The organism is Oxynema mangrovii CENA135 (assembly GCF_016632315.1).
GTDB classification, from domain to species: Bacteria; Cyanobacteriota; Cyanobacteriia; order Cyanobacteriales; family Laspinemataceae; genus Oxynema; species Oxynema aestuarii.
Map to the genome: position 1 here is coordinate 1,364,860 of NZ_JAEOXH010000001.1, position 17,327 is coordinate 1,382,186.

The 17,327-nt window shown below is 49.7% G+C and carries 11 protein-coding genes; 6 read left to right on the forward strand and 5 right to left on the reverse strand.

What is annotated here, in order from left to right:
* Positions 1-307 precede the first annotated feature (307 nt).
* Together darT and darG are read left to right on the forward strand one after the other, a co-directional pair.
* A complete protein-coding gene (gene darT / locus JJD41_RS05340; protein WP_200665035.1) occupies positions 308-934 on the forward strand; it encodes a type II toxin-antitoxin system toxin DNA ADP-ribosyl transferase DarT in 627 nt (208 codons plus the stop codon).
* Positions 935-1,039: 105 nt separating this feature from the next.
* Positions 1,040-2,074, forward strand: coding sequence for a type II toxin-antitoxin system antitoxin DNA ADP-ribosyl glycohydrolase DarG (gene darG, locus JJD41_RS05345; protein ID WP_200665036.1), 1,035 nt, complete (start codon positions 1,040-1,042; stop codon positions 2,072-2,074).
* 35 nt (positions 2,075-2,109) lie between these two features.
* On the opposite strand, the gene cbiD is transcribed toward darG, so the two are convergent.
* The gene (gene cbiD / locus JJD41_RS05350; protein WP_200665037.1) at positions 2,110-3,213 is read right to left on the reverse strand and encodes a cobalt-precorrin-5B (C(1))-methyltransferase CbiD; all 1,104 of its coding nucleotides are present in this window, start codon (positions 3,211-3,213) and stop codon (positions 2,110-2,112) included.
* 175 nt (positions 3,214-3,388) lie between these two features.
* Positions 3,389-3,838 (reverse strand): hypothetical protein, encoded by a 450-nt coding sequence (locus JJD41_RS05355; protein ID WP_234488520.1) that lies wholly within the window; start codon positions 3,836-3,838, stop codon positions 3,389-3,391.
* Positions 3,839-4,491: 653 nt separating this feature from the next.
* On the opposite strand from JJD41_RS05355, the gene JJD41_RS05360 reads away from it, so the two are divergent.
* The gene (locus JJD41_RS05360; RefSeq protein ID WP_200665039.1) at positions 4,492-6,702 is read left to right on the forward strand and encodes a mechanosensitive ion channel domain-containing protein; all 2,211 of its coding nucleotides are present in this window, start codon (positions 4,492-4,494) and stop codon (positions 6,700-6,702) included.
* 209 nt (positions 6,703-6,911) lie between these two features.
* Here JJD41_RS05360 and JJD41_RS05365 read toward each other — a convergent pair whose 3' ends face one another.
* The 3 genes from JJD41_RS05365 to JJD41_RS05375 all read right to left on the reverse strand — a co-directional run bounded on the left by JJD41_RS05365 (position 6,912) and on the right by JJD41_RS05375 (position 11,641).
* A complete protein-coding gene (locus JJD41_RS05365; RefSeq protein ID WP_200665040.1) occupies positions 6,912-8,105 on the reverse strand; it encodes a response regulator in 1,194 nt (397 codons plus the stop codon).
* A gap of 142 nt (positions 8,106-8,247) precedes the next feature.
* Complete coding sequence (locus JJD41_RS05370) at positions 8,248-10,395, reverse strand: lytic transglycosylase domain-containing protein (RefSeq protein WP_200665041.1); 2,148 nt, start codon at positions 10,393-10,395, stop codon at positions 8,248-8,250.
* Positions 10,396-10,546: 151 nt separating this feature from the next.
* Positions 10,547-11,641, reverse strand: a complete 1,095-nt coding sequence (locus JJD41_RS05375) for a class I SAM-dependent DNA methyltransferase (protein ID WP_200665042.1) — start codon at positions 11,639-11,641, stop codon at positions 10,547-10,549.
* Positions 11,642-11,851: 210 nt separating this feature from the next.
* On the opposite strand from JJD41_RS05375, the gene JJD41_RS05380 reads away from it, so the two are divergent.
* The 3 genes from JJD41_RS05380 to JJD41_RS05390 all read left to right on the forward strand — a co-directional run bounded on the left by JJD41_RS05380 (position 11,852) and on the right by JJD41_RS05390 (position 17,268).
* Positions 11,852-12,922 carry an RNA-guided endonuclease InsQ/TnpB family protein gene (locus JJD41_RS05380; protein WP_200665043.1) on the forward strand — a complete coding sequence of 357 codons (1,071 nt, stop codon included), beginning with the start codon at positions 11,852-11,854 and terminating at the stop codon, positions 12,920-12,922.
* A 269-nt stretch (positions 12,923-13,191) separates the two neighbouring features.
* A complete protein-coding gene (locus tag JJD41_RS05385; protein WP_200665044.1) occupies positions 13,192-14,667 on the forward strand; it encodes a leucyl aminopeptidase in 1,476 nt (491 codons plus the stop codon).
* A 405-nt stretch (positions 14,668-15,072) separates the two neighbouring features.
* Positions 15,073-17,268 carry an amylo-alpha-1,6-glucosidase gene (locus JJD41_RS05390; protein WP_200665045.1) on the forward strand — a complete coding sequence of 732 codons (2,196 nt, stop codon included), beginning with the start codon at positions 15,073-15,075 and terminating at the stop codon, positions 17,266-17,268.
* The last annotated feature ends 59 nt before the right edge of the window (positions 17,269-17,327 follow it).

The following is a 17,327-nucleotide window of genomic DNA, read 5'->3' on the forward strand; positions in this document are numbered from 1 at the left end:
CAAGTCCATCTATCTCGATCTTAAGGGGAATCACGCAGAAAAACAGCATCTGTCATTGACTTCTGTCAGGAACTCCAACAGGAAAGTAATTGACACGGAATTCAGCAATTTCTGAGAAAATTGAGTGATTCAAAATACCTTTCACGATCGATATAAATTTGGGTCTGGCGATCCCTATAAACTTTAGCGGTACAATCTCATTTGCACTCGGAATCGATCGATCTTCTATTGAAGCCGTTTCAATATCGAATGAGAATAGAGTCCGTGCAATTCTCATATATTTCGTATATCTTCTGTTTACAGTTCTTTGTCACCTAATATCTACCACATTAGCCATATTGGCAATTTAGCCTCGATCCTCCGACATGGTGGAATTTTAGCTTATAACGAACTCCAACGAAATTCCCTAAAGTATACTGATGTCGCTCATGATTTTATTCAAGATCGTCGTGCTTCTCTTACCGTTCCTTGCGCTGAAGGAGGGACATTACACGATTACGTCCCCTTCTATTTTGCACCGCGTTCCCCAATGCTATATACCCTTCACCGAGGAAATGTGGAGGGATACAGTGAAGGACAAACCCCGATACTTCACTTTGTCGTTGATGTACAAAAGATCGTCTCCAGGGAAATTTCTTTCACGTTTACAGACGGTCATGCGATCGTGCGTTATTCATGTTTCTATGACAAATGCGAAGATTTAGAGGCTATTGACTGGGACATTATGAAGGCACGTTATTGGGCAGATACAAATGAAGATGGAGATCGAAAACGGCGCCGACAAGCTGAGTTTCTAATTTACAAGTGTTGTCCTTGGGATTTCATCTCATCCATTGGCGTAATTAATAAAAAGGTTCAAAAGCAAGTTGAACTCATCTTGCAAGAGCTTCCAAACCCGCCGCAAGTTAGGATCCAAACGAGCTGGTACTATTAAACTAGAGTAAAAACTTAAATAAAATTAAAAGGAATAAAAATAAATAGACAATAGAGCTAAAATAGATTGTAGAATAAATTCTATTAATCCGTCAAAAATATTTTTATGATTGAATTTAAACAAGGAAACTTACTGAAGGAAAATACCGAAGCTCTCGTCAATACCGTTAATTGTGTCGGCGTGATGGGCAAAGGTATTGCTTTGCAATTTAAACGGGCTTTTCCTGAGAATTTTCACATTTATAAAAAAGCATGTGAAATTGGAGAAGTTCAGATCGGTAAAATGCTAGTTTTTTCAACTGGAAATCTGTTCTATCCTCGTTATATTATTAATTTTCCGACTAAGCGACATTGGCGAAATAAATCAAAAATCTCCGATATCAAATTGGGGCTAGAATCACTGGTTTTAGAAGTTCGACGTTATCAGATTCAATCTATTGCTATTCCCCCTTTAGGTTGTGGAAATGGAGGCTTGGATTGGTCGCAAATTAAACCGATAATTGTTGATACTTTAGCCGAACTAACAGATGTAAATATTAGTATTTTTGAGCCTGTTGGTGCTCCTGTCCCAGACCAAATGTTACTCGGTACCTCTGAACCTAAAATGACTCGCGCCCGAGCTTTATTTATCCGTTTAATCGAGCTCTACGGCATTCCCGGGTATCGTCTGACTAAGCTAGAAATTCAAAAACTAGCCTACTTTTTACAAGTTGCAGGGGAACCGTTACAACTCAAATATAAAAAACATCGGTTTGGCCCCTACGCCCATAATCTCAATCACGTTTTACGTAAGATTGACGGACATTTTATCAATGGGTATGGAGACGGAACACAAAATAGTGAAATGTATGTTTTAAAAAAAGGAAGGGATGCTGCCAATAAATTTTTAGAAAATCATCCCGAAACCAACGAACGATTGGAAAGGGTAAGTCAATTGATCTCGGGATTTGAAACGCCTTATGGACTAGAAATGCTGGCAACTCTTCATTGGATCGCAATAGAAACGCCTGAGGCTACGGTAGATTGCGATCGCGCGATCGCACAAGTTCGAGCTTGGAGCGATCGCAAAGGACGCCTTTTTAAGGTTCCACATCTACGTAAAGCTTGGGAACATCTTAAGGCACAAAATTGGTTAATGTAGTTAAACCAATATCGATCGCCCCTCCGTCGCAAACCCTAAACTTCTCTCACGACCTGAGTTTGTTGCAAGAGATTCACTAAGTTCTCAAAGGCGGAATCGCTGGCGATAATATGACCTTTGCGATCGAAAAGAATCACGCCAATTTCTAAACTCGCATCGGCATATTTTTTGACATATTCGATCGCCTTCGTGCGAATTTGTCCGGCGAGCTGCTCGAATACGGGTTTTGCTAAACCCAACCGGACGAGTTCGTGATAGGCACTATCGGCAGTTTTTGCCCCTAAAACCGCTTCGGCTGCCGCGCGATCGCCCCCCGCCCGAATGGTTGCCGAAGCTAGAATTTCTAATTTGCCATCGGCGACGTGACTGGACGTATTAAAAATCCCTCCGGCTAATTTAATCAGTTTCCCTTGATAGCCGATTAACAATACCGATCGCGCCCCTCGCAATCCCGCTTCTACTAACAAGGCACCGAGCCAATTTCCAGTTTGTACCAGGGCGCTTTCGTCGATGTTCAAGCGTCGCGCCACTTGCTGGCCGTTACTGCCCAAACAAAAGACTAAATTTGGATGCGTTTTAACTTTTTCTTGTAACGTTTGCCGGAAATCTTCGAGGCGATCGGCGGCGGAAAGCGGCTGAGAAATGCCGCTCGTTCCCAAGAGTGCCAATCCTTCTAAAATTCCAAAGGCTTCGTTAGAAGTGCGTTTGGCAAGTTGCCGTCCTTCGGGTAAAATAATACGAACGTGGGCGCTTTTATCTGCGGGAATTAACGGAGATAAATTATTATCAAATAACTGACGGGCATATTTATAAATGGCGGCTTTTCCCGTTGCCGTTTTGCCCAAGCCTTCGCCCCCTTGTAAAATTAACGGTCGTTTGAGCCGATCGGTTAATTTGACCCAAGCCCAAATGGGTGTATTGCGCGTTAAATCGAGGTTGTCCCCCGGATCGCTTAAGGTAATGGCTAAAGCAGACTGGGGATCGAGACGGGCGAGTTCTCGCACGGGAATTTCTGCGGTTTCGGGCATTAAATCGATCGCGATCGCCCCTTGAGACATGCGATCTTCGAGTAGATAAACTAATGCCGCTTTGGCGGCGGCAACGGCAAAGACAGGTAAAGTATAGCCAGTTTGAGCCATTGAAGGATTGTTATAAATTGAGTTGAATTTGAACTCGATCGCCCTCGGATCGAGCCGTCAGTGGAAGTCGCGCAATTGTAGCAGAAAGACCGCCATTTTTTAAGTCGCCCCCCATCCCTTAAGCCGGGTGGAGGGGGGCAATCTAGTGGGAACGATCGCCAAAGGATCGTGATATTTATGACAGCCAACCCCAGGGGTTTGTACTCGTCGTTCCTGGACGATCGCCACGGTCAAATAAGTGGATGGAAGAGAGATTAGTTCGTTGTTGATTGTAGTGATTTTCCCGCAGTTCAAAGAACATTTCTTTAATTTTGGCAGCGTTCGGATCGGTTTTCAGATGTGCGGAAAGGGCTTTGACCGCGCGATCGACGATCGCCTCGGCTTCGCGATCGGTTTGAGCGCTCGATAAGTCCGCGTACAGCGCATTCAATTGGGTGGCGATCGGGTCGAATTCCGGCTCGTTCGGGAGTTGATTGAGGACGGTGGCGATCGCCGCTTGGGTTTCGCGCGCAAAAATCGAGGGAGTGGCTTGATTGTAGGTGGAAATCGGAATGCTGTTGGGTTCGATCTCCTGACTCGAAGCGGGAGAGACAATCATTAAGGTGGAGAGAAACAAACAACCCACACACATCTTTTTTTCCTCCAATCACAATCACTTTAAAGGGTTTCGGCTCCTTCTACGGGCGATCGCCCCTTCAAGCCGGACTGGTCAGGTTATAGCATTTTTTTCGCCCAGGCGGGATCGATCGCCCCAGGAGGAGGGGCGGCGATCGCCAATCGGCGATGTCAAATCCGATCTTTGCGATCTTGTCGATCGCGAAGACCTATTAAAATACAATCCTCTAAACCGACTTCGAGAACGATCGTACCGTAGGACAGCAGTTCTGGAAAATTAGCAGAATATTTAATCGCACTTAACCCCAGCAAAGCCGATCGATATATCCGTCCAATACATATTCTATGAGGATCGAGGGCTTGGAAATGGCGATCGACAAACTTAAAGGTTCGACATTAACCTGTTCGATCTTGAAACTGCGTTAGTAGAACTCATCAGTTCATTCAAACCTCGATGAAAGAAAGTTTAATGATATTGCCAACATATATTTTAAAAGTAAAGTAATTTAACTTAATGTTACATGTCATGAATATTTGCTATTTTAACAATAAAATAGTTGTAGCCTTGACACACTTTGAGTTTAAACCCAGGTTTCCCTATCTACAGTCATTGGTAGCATCTGTTACTTTTTGTGTTCCTCGATTTTCAGAGCAAGTGGAAAGATGTTTGACTTAAAACTCAATCCGAGCAAAAGATTGACCCAAAGATACCGTTTTCAGGCTGTTGTTTTAAGTGCGTTTGTTTGTGCTACTGTAGTTTGGTACTCTCCTGCACGATCCCAAGAAAGTGACACCCCTTTGGAAGATGGCCTAACCGAGCAAGTTGAAGTACCGCCAGCCTTCAATGAGGTTGACCCTAAAGCTGCGGTCACCACCAAAAATATTGATATTCCCATAGATCAACTCGAACTATTAGTTCAACCTTTAACCATTCAAGAACTCGAACAAGAAGCCGCCGCTTGGATGGGTATCTTGAAAGCCAAAGTTAAAGAGATTAGCACTGCTGAAATTGCCATTAAACGTCAAAATGCAGCAATTAACAAGCAACAAGAAAGTGCAGAACAACTAGAAAAGGCCAAACAAGCTCTCGAAGAAGCGCAAGCACTACAAGCCAGTGCCATTCCCAATTCCCCGGAATATGAAGAGGCAGCGAAAGCAGTCGAACAAGCAAAAGAAAATCTAGCCGCCGCTCAAGATGCTCTTGAGGAAGCAAAAGAGATTAAAGAACTAAGCTCGCAAGAAGGCGAAGAATCTGCTACCGTTCTCGAAAGAGCGAAAAAAGCGGGAGAACTCCAAACAGCCGAAGAAGTTCTCGATCGGGCAAAACAAGAACGGGAACAAATGATTGTTGGCTCTTTAGCCTATGAATACCAAACCGAAAAAATTGATGCTTTAACTGAGGCCATCAAAGCGGTTGAGAACGCTGAAGAAGACCGCCAAGCAGAGATTCCCGATACTCCCGAGTACGAAGCGGCAACCCAACAACTCGAAGCCGCCCGCACTACGCTCAAACAAGCGATAGAAGCCCTTGACGAAACGGCGCTCCCTCAAGAAGAACAACAGTCCCCCGAACAACTCGATGAGTTGTCCTCGACCCTAGAAAATACCGAGGTGACTGACGGTGAGGAAAAAGTGGCCGGATCGCCAGAAATCGTGGCGTCCCAACAAGATTTAGAACGCCAAGGACAAGAGCTTCAAGACGCAGCAGAGCAACTGAAAGAAGGATCTGAAGAAGAGACAGAAGCCAAAAATCAGCTGGTTGTTGCTGTCACCGAACTACAAGAAGAACGCACCGCAATTATCGATCGCTTTCGCGTGATTCTCAACGAACTCGATAAAAAAGGCGGGGACACGACTTTTTATCGCCAATACATTGAAGCTGTAAGTACCGTAGAACTTGACATCCAAGACACCGAAGGCTTAGGAGTCAGATTGATTGGTTGGATGAAGTCGGAAGAAGGCGGCTTACGCTGGACTCAAAATACAGCCACCTTTTTTGGGGTGTTTATTGTATCTGTCATCGCCGCTCAGATTATCGGCATTGGAACTAATGTAGCCCTAGCTCGTATAAGCGGCGTTTCCCAATTATTCCGTCAATTCTTGGTCATGTTCATCAAGCGAGGCGGGGTTCTGGTCGCCTTTTTACTAGCTCTGACTGCTCTAGAAGTGAGTCTCGGTCCGATCTTGGCCCTGTTAGGGGGGGTTAGTTTTGTCTTAGCTTTCGCCTTACAAAGCAACCTGGGCAATTTGGCGAGTGGTTTGATGATTATGGTATATAAGCCCTTTGACGTTGGAGATGAAGTCAAAGTTAACAATCTATGGGGGTATATCCATAGCATTACGTTGGCAAATACCCAAATCAAAGGCTTCGACCACCAAATTATTACTGTTCCCAACAATACAATTTGGGGAAGCATTATTGAAAATCTGACCACCCAAGATATTCGTCGCGGAGGCGTTCCCGTCTCCGTGTCTTTTGATTGCGATCTGCGCCGAGTCAAACAGCTGTTGATCGAGATTGGCAACTCTCATCCCAAAACGATTAAAAAGCCTAGTTGTTCTGCCTTTATTTATAAAGGTTCAGATTATCACGTGAGTACGGCGTTGAAATTTTGGGCAACAGCCGATGATTACTGGACGGTTTATGAAGATTTGACATTTATGATTCAAGAGCGTTTTCGTGAAGAGGGAATCTCGATTGCGATTCCCCAACAAGATGTACGGCTACACTATGCCACGAATGGCAATGACAAACAGGCTTTGAATTCAAGCCAGACTTATTCTCTACCTCGTACACACACCGAGGATAAGGACGAAAGACCGATGACTGAATTCTCAGGCGAGCTCGAATCAATGGGTGTTGAGATGGATTGAGTTCGTTGACTGATTGATGCCGTTCCCCACTCAATCTCCAATTGGGTGGGGAATTTCAACCTGTACAAACTGTACGACTGGGTTGAAAATTAATTAATAAAATGAAAGGTTTAAAGCCATAGGAGGGACTCTAGCCATCATCAAGCTGTTAAGATTGATGATTTTGATTGAGCAATGGCAAAAACAAAAGCTAAAAGCTAAAATCCCCTTCAGGCGATCGCGGGCGAACTCCCGGAAAATCCCGGAACCGCCGACTCTTCATCGAGATACTTTTGGACGATTTGCAGCACTTTCGTCGGTTCGGGAGGCTTGCTCAAAAAGTCGGAAGCGCCGATCAACTTCGCCCGGGTGCGATCGAGCAAACCGTCTTGACTGGTCAAAATAACGATCGGCGTATTGCGGAATAACTCACTTTGTCGCAAAAACGTACAGAGATTGTACCCGTTCGTCTGTGGCATCACCACATCGAGGAAAATCAAATCGGGTTTTTCGCGCGCGAGGGTGGCGACCCCTTCCATCGGATCGCGAATCTGCACGACCTTATACCCTTCCGGCGACAAAATCTGTGAGAGTCGCTCCGAAATTGCCGGACTGTCGTCAATGCAGGCGATCGTGCGCTTGCTCTGAGGGGGGTTCCCTTGAGTTGCCGCACGAACGAGGCGAATTTGTTCTAAGGGAGAATTGCAATCGGGGACGTCTTGCAAAGCGATTTTGCCTTGTTGGACGAAGTGATGTAACGTCCGAATCACGCCGATCGGCGATTGTTTCCGTTCGATCGCCAGATCCCACAAAGTATTATCCCCATTAAACAACGTATTGAGGGTTAAAAACGACTCGGAACTGACCTGATTTTGCAACCGTTGCGGATGGGACAACACCGGAGCTAAATCCGGATATAAATAGCCTAAATCCATCTCTCGCCATTGTTTCCAGAGCGTTTTGGCTTTCTGCAACACTTGTCCGATTTGGGAGGACGATAGGGGCAATTGCATCGGAATCTCGAAGGCGATCGCAGGTTCGGCGATCCAGCGACTGGAAAGGGAGGCGTGATTGGCTAAATCGAAAAAGACTTCTAACGCCACGCTACAAATCACCTGTTTCGCTTGGGAAACATTCAAATTTTCCCGGGCGATCGCGTGGTGTAATAAGTGATATTCCCACGGTTCGTCTACCGACAAGTGCGCCGCATCCATTTCCCAATGCGGACAATGCTGTTTGACGGCTCTAACCCAGCGACGGCAGCGATGAAACTCCCCCGTTGCCCAGATCAATTGTCCCATAACAAAATAAAGGTGCCACTTGCGTCGGTCACCTTCTATCAGCCATTTGCCCGTCCCTTTTCGCTTCACTTGCTTGGCGAGCTCGCCGAGAATCTGGGCTAAACCAGAGGATTCAAAACTCATGATTCGATAGAATTCCCCTTAGAATCCATCCTCAATGTAGTCGCTGGGTGGGGCTTTGAGAATCCGTATTTTCCCTTATTTGCCAGGGGGACAGGTCGTGCAGTGGGCGTTCACCTCGTTGAATTTGCGGCGATCGCCCCCGTTACAGTTGGTTCATCTTTTCAGCAATTTGCGGGTTGTACAACCTTAAATAATTCCAATAATTCTCAAACACGTGTTCTACATAGCCGCGCGTTTCGGGATAGGGAATTTTTTCCACAAACTCGTCCGGGTCGTCAAAGCCGAAGCGATCGAGCCATCCGGCGACAGCCCCGGGTCCGGCGTTGTAACTCGCCACCGCCAGCAGAGAATTATCGTTATATTCCTCGTGAGTATACGCCAAAAACCAGGTGCCGAGTTTGATATTATCTTCCGGTTTTTCCAAATCGTAATCTTTCAGATTGATTTTCTGCGCGATCCACTCCCCAGTTTCCGGCATGACCTGCATCAATCCCGTCGCATCGACCACCGAGCGAATTTTCGGCATGAAACGCGATTCTTGGCGGATCAAAGCGGTGACTAAAAGCGGGTTGAGCTGGCGTTCTCCGGACCATTTGAGGATCGGATCGAGGAAGGGGAACGGATAAAGTGCTTCCCAGTAATGGGGTTGCTGTTTGAGGATTTTATATTGCTCCCGTTCTTCCGGGCGATCGCGCCATGCCAAACTCGACACCATAAACAGAGCGTCCAAATTGTCGCCGACCCCCAAACGAATGACCCCATCGGTAAACTGTTCCGCCACGCTGGGACTGGGACGATTGGTAAATTCGACTTGCCACAAATTCCACGCTTCGCGATCGCGCCCGAGTTTGTACAATTCTTTTAAAACGTCCGATCCGGCGGGGAGCGCGACCCGTTCGGTTTGGCGCACCACTTGAGGAGTGAGGGGGCGCACGGTGGTAAAGTCGCCGACATTCCAGCCGAGATAGAGGGCCGACCGCCAAGCGTAATACGATTGGGGATATTGTTTTAAAACATGCTCGAACGCTTGGCGCGCTTCCTCCTGACGGCCCAAGCGTCCGGCCCACTTGCCGACCCAAAACCCCGCTTGGGGAGCGAGTTCGTGGTCCGCGTTTTCGTTACCGAGTTCTTGTCCCCACTGCCACGCCTGTTGGTAGTCCCCCGCCGCCGCGCGCTCTCGGGCGAAATTCCAGCGAATTTTGGCCGCCGCGTCGGAATTGCTGTATTGGGTGAGAACCGATTGGCGGGCTTGTTGAGCCGAGGTGTTGCTTCCGAGGCTGTCGAGGAGTCGGGAACGCTCGAATAAGGCGTCTCCGGCGCGGTCGGGAAAGTTGGCGATCGCGCGATCGAGATAGGGAATGGCTTCTTTCGGATCGAGCAGACTCGCGAGGCGCAGCAGTCCGGTGGCGCTTTGCTCGGCGTCGGGGAACTCGGCAATCAGTTGGCGATAGGCTTCGCGGGCTTCTTGGCGTTTGCCGTCAATTTGCAAGCCTCGGGCGGCGCGATAGGCGTTTTCTGCCGTGCGCGGCGCTTGGGCGTAAGCTTTCGCCCCCTTGCCGTAGTCTTGTTTTTCCCAATAGCCGAAGGCGATCGCCTCCCACTGTTCCGGGGTCAGTTGACTGCCGTGATTCTGGACGAGTCGTTCTAAATAGCTGCCGTAATCTTGCAAGTAAATCCCGTGTCGGGCCACGAGCAGGAGTAAGTCGCGGTCGGTCGGGTTTTGTTTGAGCCGGGTTCGGGCAATTTCGACGGTGCGGGGGTGGGCCGGAAATTCGGCGATCGCCCGGTCCCAATAGGTCGGATCGTTTTTACCGAGGGTGTAGTAGGCTTCGGCAATAACTGGCGAGTCCGAATAACTTTGTGCGAGTTCTTGCCAAGTTTCGGTCGCTTTTGTTGTATTTCCTTGGATTTCGTAAGCTTTTGCCCGTTGTAGGAGAATGTAAGGGGCGAGCAAGTCGTAGTCTTTTTCTAAACCGTCGAGGGCTTCGATCGCCCCGTCGGCTTGACCTTGGCTGAGGCGATCGACTGCCAACAGGTAGCGCGCCCGCAGGCGATCGCGCTTCTCGCCGCCTTCGGTTAAAATGGCCAGTTCGTCGGCTCGTGCGTCTGGGTCTAACAGCGCCAAGGCTAAGACCGCAGAATCTGCATCTTCTTCAGATTGCAGCAACAGCGAGCGATCGCCGCGATCGAACAGCGACAGTTGACCCACTGGAACCGTCGCCCCGACTAACAAGGCGCACAGGCTCAAGCCGACGGCAATACTCACTTGTGTTCTTCTGTTTTCTAACATTCCCTTATTCCCCGTCCCGAACCAGCAACACGATATATTTTAACGAGTCGATTGGGTCTTTTGTGCAAGGGGTCATACCATTTTAGATTTGAGATTGTAGATTTTCAATGAGGGGATAGTTTGGGATTGGCGAATCCCACGGGCGCGACCGTCATTCCTTCCTACACAGAATCCAACGCAACTCAACCGGAGGTTTTTCCGCAAAGGGGAAAATATTGCGTCCGGTAGACCAGCCCACAAACCAATCCGTTGGGGGCCAGGCTTCGGGACTCAGGTGCTGCCGTTCGTATTCGTAGGCGGATTCCTCGGAGAGGATTTTGAGGGGAAATCCGGCGATCGCAGTGCGAAATTCTTCTTGGGTGAGCAGGAACGACCAGACCACCTCGGCCATCTGGCGGACGCGATCGCTCGGGATATACCCCGGCTCGCACAAAAATGCATTAAATAAAAACAATCCCCCGGAAGGGAGAGCGTCACAGACTTTAGAGAATAAAATTCTTACTTCATTTAAAGAACGAAAATGCGAGATCACTTCAGATACTAAAATTAAAGGATAATGCTGTGAGGGCAAGATCGTTTTGGGATCGAGAATGTTACCTTGAATGACGCGAATCGGTAGTTGCTGTTGACTGGCTTCGCTCACCAAGTGACGGGCGAAAACTGGGGTCAGTTCGATCGCCTCGACGGGATAACCCAGTTGGGCCAAGGCGATCGTGTTGCGTCCGGTTCCGGCGCCGATATCTAAAATCGGCGAGTGGGTATGGCTGGGCAGTTGGCGGGCGACGGCGATCGCCTTGGCGTCGGGATGACTGCCAAAAAGCGGCCCGCTACGGCTTTTCACCCAACCGTCATATTTTTGTTCGAGGGATTTGATTTGAATCGTCGCCGACAGTTTCAAGCCGTGAGTCAACCCTTGGGTGGGGTCGGGGGTCGTGTAGCGAATGACGAGGCGGGCGTGGGGGGAGGTTTGGAAGCCTTCGGCGAGTTTGCGGGCGATCGTTTCGCGCAGTCCGGCGAGTTCGTTCTCTTTGAGATCTTGGCCGAGCGATCGCAATAAGCCTTCGAGCATTTGCATTTGTTCGTACAGCATCGCCGGAACGCACGGCATCGCCAATTCGCCACTGGCGGCGGTCAGGCTTTTGAATTTATGGCGGACGGCGCGATCGAGTTTTTCCGGATCGCGAACGGACGAACCTTGAGGATTGGGCGGGGAATGCGACGGATTCGACGGGGAAAAATCGGACATCAGGTTGCTGGAGGGTTAAAAACAGGGTTTAAATTTCTACCTAAAGCTTCCTAAACTTACTCACTTTTATGCATATCATAAGGATTTGAGTAAGTTTAGAATGGCCGAAGCCGCAAAAATCGTGGATTCACCATCTCCATTGTTTTCTGCTAGTCTTTATGGTAGCCGAAGTGAGCCGAACCCAAAGATGGTTGAGGAGTTAAAAAGTGAGTGAAAAGCTTTAAGACCAAGCTAGACTTAAATAACCGACAACGAACGCTGATGGCGAAACATGCAGGAGTCGCTCGACACGCTTGGAATTGGGGACTTGCTGCCTGTAAGGAAATATTAGAAACCGGAGGTAAACTCCCGAGTGCCATAGACTTACACAAAAGATTAGTAGCCGAGGTAAAAAGTCGGAATCCTTGGTACTATGAAGTTTCAAAATGTAGCCCTCAAGAAGCGTTGCGAAACCTAAATAAAGCGTTTAAGCGAGTTGCGCAAGTCAAAGGAACAGGTTTCCCCAAGTTTAAGAAAAAGAAGGTCAAAGATAGTTTTTACCTGGAAGGAAACATTAAAGTTTCTGGTTATTGGGTGAAGCTACCTCGGATCGGTTGGGTAAAAAGCCACGAACAGTTACCGCCAGTCCATCCCAAAAACGTCACGATGAGTAAACGAGCAGGGGACTGGTATATTGCCTTCAAAATTGATTTTGAACCCCAGGTCACACCAAAAAAAAGAGAGCGGATTGGGGTAGATGTAGGAATTAAAACTCTAGCCACCCTGAGCGATGCTAAAACCTATCCCAATCCGAAAGCTTATCGCCAGGCTCAGAAAAAACTGGCCAAACTCCAGAAAGAACTAAGCCGCCGTCAAAAAGGAGGTAAAAACCGAGAAAAAACGCAACTCAAGTTAGCTAAAGCCCACCGACGCATCGCCGATATTAGAGCCGACCATCTACACAAGTTAACAACTTACTTAGCCAAAAACCACGGCGAAGTAAAAATTGAAGACTTAAATGTGTCAGGGATGCTCAAAAATCACAAGCTGGCTGGTGCGATTGCGGATGGTGGGTTTTATGAGTTCCGTCGTCAACTTGAATATAAATGCGAGTGGTACGGGAGCAAATTAACATTGATTGACCCGTGGTATCCCAGTTCGCAGATCTGTTCTAACTGCGGACACCGACAAAAAATGCCCCTGGACAAAAGACAGTATGATTGTCCGAGCTGCCACGTCTCGATAGATCGTGACTTAAATGCGGCAATTAATCTAGAAAACGCGGAGAGCTCAGCCGTGTAAGCCTAGTGATGGAAAGGTCTCGGAAGATCCAAGCTAGGAACTAAACATCAAATGATTAAGTTTGAGTAAGTTTTAGAGAGCGGTTCGGAAACCAAGAGCATCCTCCTTCATCTTGCAGTTCAACGCTGCGATCGCTTCAGCAGTCCAATTTTAACTATTATGGGGGGATTGGGGACAGCCCTAATCCCCGCCTACGGATTTCGCGATCGCCCAATTTCGATCGATACTGTTATCGTGACCGACTCCGATTAGTTTTGGGAAAAAGATTCATGGAATTCCGAGGCACGACAACAACGTATTCAGACTGGAGTGGAGACGCCCTGGCAATCGGGTTTCTCGAAGATAAGGTCGAGTTGGCGGGAGATTTAGCCCAACTGGACGAAAAACTCGCCGGAACCCTCGGCGAACTGATTGAGGAGAGCGAATTTAAAGGCAAATCCGGCAGCAGTGCGGTCACGCGGGTCGGTGGCGGCAGTGCCATTCGCAAAATTATCTTAGTCGGCTTGGGAACTGCGGATCGACTGAGCGCGGAGAACTTGAGACAGGCGGGTTCCACTGCCGCCCGGATCGCCGATCGCGAAAAATGCAAGACCTTGGGGTTGCACTTCCCCCACTGTAATGACGATCCGGCAGCGACGGTGCAGGCGATCGTCGAAGGGATCGAGTTGGGCTTATTTAAAGATACCCGCTTCAAATCCGAACCCGACGACAAAGGCGGCGTTCTCCAAACCGTGGAATTACTCGGACTCGGCGACCAGCCGGAAGCGATCGCCCGGGCCCGCCAAATCGTTTCCGGGGTCAATTTAGCCCGCGAATTGGTCGCCGCCCCAGCCAATACGGTAACGGCGATTACGATGGCCGAACTGGCCCGGGAAATGGCCGCCGAGTACGGCTTGGAAGTGAAAATTTTAGAAAAGGAAGACTGCGAAAAACTGGGAATGGGTGCGTTTCTCGGCGTCGCCCAAGCCTCGGACTTACCGCCGAAGTTCATCCATTTGACCTACAAACCCGAAGGAAGCCCCCGTCGGAAATTGGCGATCGTCGGGAAAGGTTTGACCTTCGACTCGGGCGGTCTCAACCTCAAGCCCACTGGAAGCGGCATCGAAACGATGAAAATGGATATGGGCGGTTCCGCGTCTACCTTCGGCGCCGCCAAGGCGATCGCCCAACTCAAACCGGACGTGGAAGTTCACTTTATCGCCGCCGTGACGGAAAACATGATTAGCGGTCGGGCCATGCACCCGGGGGACTTCCTGACGGCTTCCAACGGCAAAACGATCGAAGTGAACAATACCGACGCCGAAGGTCGTTTGACCCTCGCCGATGCGTTGGTCTTTGCGGAAAATTTAGGGGTCGATGCGATCGTCGATTTGGCCACCCTCACTGGGGCTTGCGTCGTCGCCCTCGGAGACGAGATCGCCGGACTGTGGTCGAGTGAAGACCAACTCGCCGAGGAATTCATGGCGGCGTCGGCAACAAGCGGCGAGAAATTCTGGCGGATGCCTTTGGAACAGAAGTATTTCGAGGGTCTCAAATCGTTACACGCGGATATGAAAAATACCGGGCCGCGCGGGGGGGGTGCGATTACGGCGGCGCTGTTTCTCAAGGAGTTTGTCCGGGAAACGCCTTGGATTCACTTGGATATTGCCGGACCGGTTTGGACCGATAAGGACAAAGGATATAACGCTGCAGGCGCTACGGGATTTGGAGTGCGAACCTTAGTGCATTGGGTGTTGGGCGCTTAAATTCGTGCTGGCGCAGGTTGACGGTTCGGTGACCTGCGCCATGAATTGGAGTTTAGATTTTAAACATTTATTTTGTATAAATACGTTGAAATTTTATGAAAGTTTAAGTTTTTTGAGAAAGTTTTAAAAAACTCGGCGAGATTCACTCGAATCGGTACAATAAACTTACGGTCGGAATCAACAATAAATCTTTGTCATTCTCTCCTGATGTTTGCGATTCCTACTCCAGTAAGATCGAATTTCTAGCAATTTTGTCCGATCTTTTTCTATCCCAGTTCCATCGCGTCGGTGGGCTGGGTCTTTTCATGTTGGGTTGGGGCGCGGTCATTCGATCTGACCGAGGAATGGCCACACAAAAGCGAATTCGTCCGAATCCAACTAGCGTTCTCAGATTGCATATCCCCAATGATTGAGTTACACGGAAAACAGTTCGTTCCTGCACCACAAACCGATCGCGAACGGTGGTCCGAGGCGATCGAACAACAAGACAAACCGACCTTTACCCTCAAAGAAAACGACATTTTTGCGATCGTCGATCGCCTCGGCAATATGGTCGTCGATCGCACGGAAAACGAACAGTTGGCGACCGGATTATTCTGTCACGATACCCGGTTTTTAAGTCGGTCCGAATTGCAAATTGAAGGGCGATCGCCCATCTTACTCAGCAGCGTGGCGGAAACAGGATTTTCGCTGTCCGTCGCCGCCAGTAACCCCCCCTTGGGCGATCGTATTGCGGCCTATTCCATCGAAATTTTGCGCGATCTCGTCATACGCGGGGGACTGTTCGAGACGATCGAAATTTGCAACTACAACCCCGATCCGGTTCGCTTCAGTGTCAGCCTCAGTTTCGAGGCGGATTTTGTCGATGTTTTTGAAGTGCGCGGCTACCAAGACCGTCCGCAAAGGGGACAATTTTTACAGCGCGATCGCCTCGCCTGCGATCGTCTCGAATTCGCCTATTTGGGCGTCGATGGCGTGTTGATGGAATCGCGCTTGCGCTTCGGCGATCGCCAACCGGACGAGTTTTGTGGATCCACCGCGATCTGGCATCTAGACCTCGCCCCCCGCGAAACCCAAAAATTGAGCTACTGTCTCCAACCCCACGCCGACAACGGCCCGAGTTCTCAAGTCCCGATTCCTACAACCCTCGATCGCGCCCGGGACGCCGCCAAACGGGAACACGAACGGTGGTCCGCGACGATCGCTCGCTATCAAACCGATCGCACCGTCGTCAACGAGGCGATCGCCCAAACCGAAGACGATATTTACCTCCTGCGGCAATCCTTCGGCGATCGTCGGGTACTCGTCGCCGGGATTCCCTGGTTTTCCGCCTTATTTGGCCGAGATTCCCTGATTGCCGCCGCCCAAACCCTCAGCCTCGATCCGACCTTAGCCCGCGATACCTTATTGCTACTGGCAGAATATCAGGGGAAAACAGACGACGAATGGCGCGAAGCCCAACCGGGGAAAATTCTCCACGAATTGCGCTTTGGAGAACTGGCGCGCTGTCACGAAATTCCCCATACTCCCTACTACGGCACCGTAGACGCCACGCCGTTATGGTTGATGCTTTATGCCGACTATTACGCCTGGACGGGCGATCGCGCCACGATCGAGCGTTTGTGGCCGAATGCCTTAGCGGCGATGGACTGGATCGATCGCGAATCCGCAAAAACCGGATATTTAACCTATTTTCGCCATTCCCCCGGCGGTATCGACAATCAAGGCTGGAAAGATTCCGGAGATTGTATCGTCGATCGCCACGGTCACCTCGCCCGAGGCCCGATCGCCCTGTGCGAAGTCCAGGGGTACGTCTACGCCGCCAAGCAGCGCCTCAGTACGATCGCCCGTCGCCTGCGCCGAGAGGATTTGGGCGATCGCTGGCAAGCCGAAGCCCGGGACTTGCGCGAACGCTTCAACCGCGATTTTTGGCTGGCGGACGAGGACTATTGCGCCCTCGCCCTCGACGGTAACGGTCAACCCGTCGATAGCATCACCTCAAATCCCGGTCATTGCTTACATTTGGGGATTTTTACCCCGGAACGCGCCCTCAAAGTCGCCCGTCGCATCGTCGCCCCGGATTTATTTAGCGGTTGGGGGGTTCGCACCCTCAGCAGTGCCGCCGCCGCATACAATCCGATGGGCTATCATCTCGGATCGGTCTGGCCCCACGATAATTCCTTAATGGCGATCGGTCTGCGATCGCTCGGTTTGAGTCGAGAAGCCTATCAAATTTTTGAAGGCTTAGTGGCGATGACCGTCAAACAACCCCATCACCGCCTACCGGAATTAATTTGCGGTTACGAGCGATCGGGAGAAAAAGGCCCGGTGCGCTATCCGGTCGCCTGTTCGCCGCAAGCGTGGGCCGCCGGGAGTCTGTTTCACCTGTTGCAAGCGGCGGTCAATCCGATTCCCGATGCCGAGGCTCAATGTTTGCGAATTGTTAAGCCGATGTTGCCCCCGTCCCTCGATCGCCTCGTAGTGCGCGATTTAAAAGTCGGTGGGGCGCGCCTGGATTTGGAATTCGATCGCATCGGCGAAACGACCGCCTGTCGGGTCACCGAGCAAGTCGGTTCGGTGCAGGTCATTATCGAAGTCTGAGCGATCTCCAAGCTCGCCGAGGGCGATCGCCCGCCCGTCAGAACGGAAAAAAAGCGCAA

Coding starts and splice junctions, on each gene's coding strand:
- JJD41_RS05370 (WP_200665041.1), bottom strand. CDS start 10,395: ATGTTAGAAAACAGAAGAACACAAGTGAGTATTGCCGTCGGCTTGAGC.
- JJD41_RS05375 (WP_200665042.1), bottom strand. CDS start 11,641: ATGTCCGATTTTTCCCCGTCGAATCCGTCGCATTCCCCGCCCAATCCT.
- JJD41_RS05365 (WP_200665040.1), bottom strand. CDS start 8,105: ATGAGTTTTGAATCCTCTGGTTTAGCCCAGATTCTCGGCGAGCTCGCC.
- JJD41_RS05360 (WP_200665039.1), top strand. CDS start 4,492: ATGTTTGACTTAAAACTCAATCCGAGCAAAAGATTGACCCAAAGATAC.
- JJD41_RS05385 (WP_200665044.1), top strand. CDS start 13,192: ATGGAATTCCGAGGCACGACAACAACGTATTCAGACTGGAGTGGAGAC.
- cbiD (WP_200665037.1), bottom strand. CDS start 3,213: ATGGCTCAAACTGGCTATACTTTACCTGTCTTTGCCGTTGCCGCCGCC.
- darG (WP_200665036.1), top strand. CDS start 1,040: ATGATTGAATTTAAACAAGGAAACTTACTGAAGGAAAATACCGAAGCT.
- JJD41_RS05390 (WP_200665045.1), top strand. CDS start 15,073: ATGATTGAGTTACACGGAAAACAGTTCGTTCCTGCACCACAAACCGAT.